We start from the raw sequence: 2,689 nt of genomic DNA, 5'->3' as shown, positions 1-2,689 counted from the left end.
CAGAAAATCGAGGAACTCCACAGGCATGGCATCGGGAAAGGAGCCCCCAAGGCGCATACGAAACGTTCGGCATACCCAACCGATACGGAACCGGCATCGACTGGAACGAATTCCACACCAGCACCAGATACCCAAACGCCACCGAATAAAACCACCACCAGACACACAATTTGGCCTATAACCCCCACCGGTTCATCATGAAATGCACGATGGTTACGTGCATTTCGGTTCGTGCCGGTGGGAGGAATGGTGTTCATTGATAGATTGTAGATTACTCCTTGGTTCTATTCCTCATCGCGTTTGCGCATGAAAACAAGGCCTGCGGAGCCGAGAAGAACTATTGCGGACGTAAGAAGAGCGGCAGTGTTCGCACCAGTACGAGCGAGTCTGGTCTTCTTGTTTGGCTTGGGCTTCGCGGTATCGGTTGCCGGCGGCGCCGGTTGTTCGGTCTTGTTGTGTGTCGGTGGCACTGGTTGCTCTTTTGCGACTTCGTCCCATTGCGCATACAAGGTGACGGATGGATTGCTTGCCTCAAGGTTGATGGACGCCCCGGCTTTATAGTCCATACCGCTGCCATCTGCCGAGGTATTCCAGCCCTTGAACTCGTAATTCTTGCGAGTTGGCGAGATGTCGGAAACCTGCATCTCCATGCTCGGCGAGACGGATGGGTCAGCGGGATCGCTTTGCTCATTCGCCGGCATATTCCGCACATCTGCACCATTGGCGTCGTATGTCAGGGCATAGGTCAAGGTTTCTCCCCAGACCCAGGTGTGCACCTGTCCATCGGCATAACCCTCGTCGGGATATGCCGCATGCAACTCATCGGCAGTGAGTTGAGTGGTGCTGGTAGCCGAATCACGAGCCCATTTGCCGGTGTACGGCGCATCAGATGACGGGGTAGGGATGGAATCGGCCTCGGTGAATACCCACTGCGGTCCCAGTGTCAATTCGCGCAATGCTGGTCCGAATTCGATATACGTGGAGCGGTCCGCACACACGACATTGCAATCATCTTCGTCGTCACCAGATTCTTCATCAGGTGAAATGATATTCTTTACCGACCAATTGCGAAGATTCAGAGTATGCAAGGATTCAGTTCCTGCGAAGGCATATCCCATATTGATCACCTTGCCGGTGTCCCAGTTGCCCAGATCGAGTTCGGTAAGCTTGGTTGAACCGCAGAAAGCGCATCCAAGGTCGACGAGCTTGCTGGTATTCCATGCGCCTATGCCATCAAGATTGGTAAGGGATGTCATGCCATAGAAGATGCCGTTCATGTTTTGGACATTGCCTGTGTCCCAGGCTTCGATGCCGGCAAGATTGGTTATTGATTCAGCCCCACCGAACATATCGCTCATATCCTCAACTTTGCTGGTATCCCATGCGCCGATGCCTTCGAGGCTGGCAAGTGATGTGGCTTTCCAGAACATCGAAGACATATCCTGAACGCTGCTGGTGTCCCAAGAACCGATTTCGAGCTTCTGCAATGATGTGGTTTCGGCAAACATATTCGACATGTACAGGACGTTGCCGGTGTTCCATTGGCCGATGCCATCAAGGCTGGTAATAGCATTTGCACCGTAGAACATGCCGGACATATTCTCTGCGCTGTGTGTATCCCAGTTTTCGATTCCCTTGAGTTCGGTAAGGGATCGGGCGCTCTGGAACATGCCGCTCATATCTTCCACATTGCTGGTGTCCCATGCACTGACATCCAAGCTGGTGAGTGCAAAAGTCGACATAAACATGCTTGCCATAGATGTGACATTATGCGTGTCCCAATTGCTCACATCTAGGCTGGTCAGTTTGGTTGCGCCATGGAAGGCATTGGTCATGTTTTCCACATTGCCGGTATCCCATGTGCTGACATCCAGCGAGGTCAGGTTGGAGACGTCGAAGAACATATTCCGCATATCGACAACGCCGCTCATATCCAGATGTTCGGCACCCTCGAAGCTGGTGACATGCCGCATATTGGCAAACCAGTGATATGTGCTACGGGGATGGATATCGTTCTCGAACACGATTTTCGTTACATCTTCATTCCATTGCCACGATGGCATGCCGGCATAGGGATCACTTTCATCGACCACATACCAAGTGATATTCGAATCGAGGTTGTCCCGTGACCTGTCAGGATGGCGAATACCATCCCTCAGGAATGTCAATGTTGTGGTGCTCGAGTCATATTTTGCATATGCAAAGCCGTCTTCTGGGACGTCCTGAGCCATTGCTGATGGCACAACGAGTGCGAGAGCAATCGCCGCAATTGTCGACAATGCTGCCACGCACAATCTTCGGATAGAGAGTGATGGATGTTTCATGATTATCCTTTCTTCAATATCTCTCACCACATATGCGAAATCGGTAGTGCCCGATTTGTTGCGCAAATTTAGTTTCGCCCGTTTTTGGTGCGGTGTTCAGTTCGCTTCCTTGAGGTTGTCATCGAGTCGGGACATGTCAAGGTAGCGTATGGCGCTCCAATCGTTTGCCGTGACGTAGCGTATGCGCGCGCATATGAGCATGAGTGCGCTGTTGGAGTCGGGAAAGCTGCCGTACGACCCGGGTGCGTCGCCTGATTTCCCTGAGCGTTCGATCATGTTGTTCGTCCGGATCCTCCTGCGGTGCTCGGCGGGGAATCCGTCCAGCAGGTAGGTCGTGGTCTCGCCGATGCCTCCTCAGACAGCCG

General features: G+C 52.6%; 2 protein-coding genes and 1 pseudogene. All 3 read right to left on the bottom strand.

Annotated features, from left to right (window positions below; genetic code table 11):
* On the bottom strand, positions 1-257 hold a 257-nt coding region (locus BITS_RS09240; RefSeq protein ID WP_044259590.1), incomplete at its 3' end, for a hypothetical protein.
* Between the two features lie 27 nt (positions 258-284).
* The gene (locus BITS_RS05835; RefSeq protein ID WP_026642738.1) at positions 285-2,324 is read right to left on the bottom strand and encodes a BspA family leucine-rich repeat surface protein; all 2,040 of its coding nucleotides are present in this window, start codon (positions 2,322-2,324) and stop codon (positions 285-287) included.
* A gap of 96 nt (positions 2,325-2,420) precedes the next feature.
* Positions 2,421-2,675 (bottom strand): annotated as a pseudogene (locus BITS_RS05830) (transposase); the annotation flags it as partial.
* Positions 2,676-2,689: the final 14 nt, after the last annotated feature.

The sequence above is a fragment of the Bifidobacterium tsurumiense genome (assembly GCF_000741765.1).
GTDB classification, from domain to species: Bacteria; Actinomycetota; Actinomycetes; order Actinomycetales; family Bifidobacteriaceae; genus Bifidobacterium; species Bifidobacterium tsurumiense.
The sequence above is the reverse complement of the archived record's forward strand: the minus strand, read 5'-3'. Positions and strand labels throughout refer to the sequence as shown.

What these genes read in the sequence shown, in the direction of transcription:
- BITS_RS05835 (WP_026642738.1), bottom strand. Translation starts at nt 2,324, where the DNA reads ATGAAACATCCATCACTCTCTATCCGAAGATTGTGCGTGGCAGCATTG.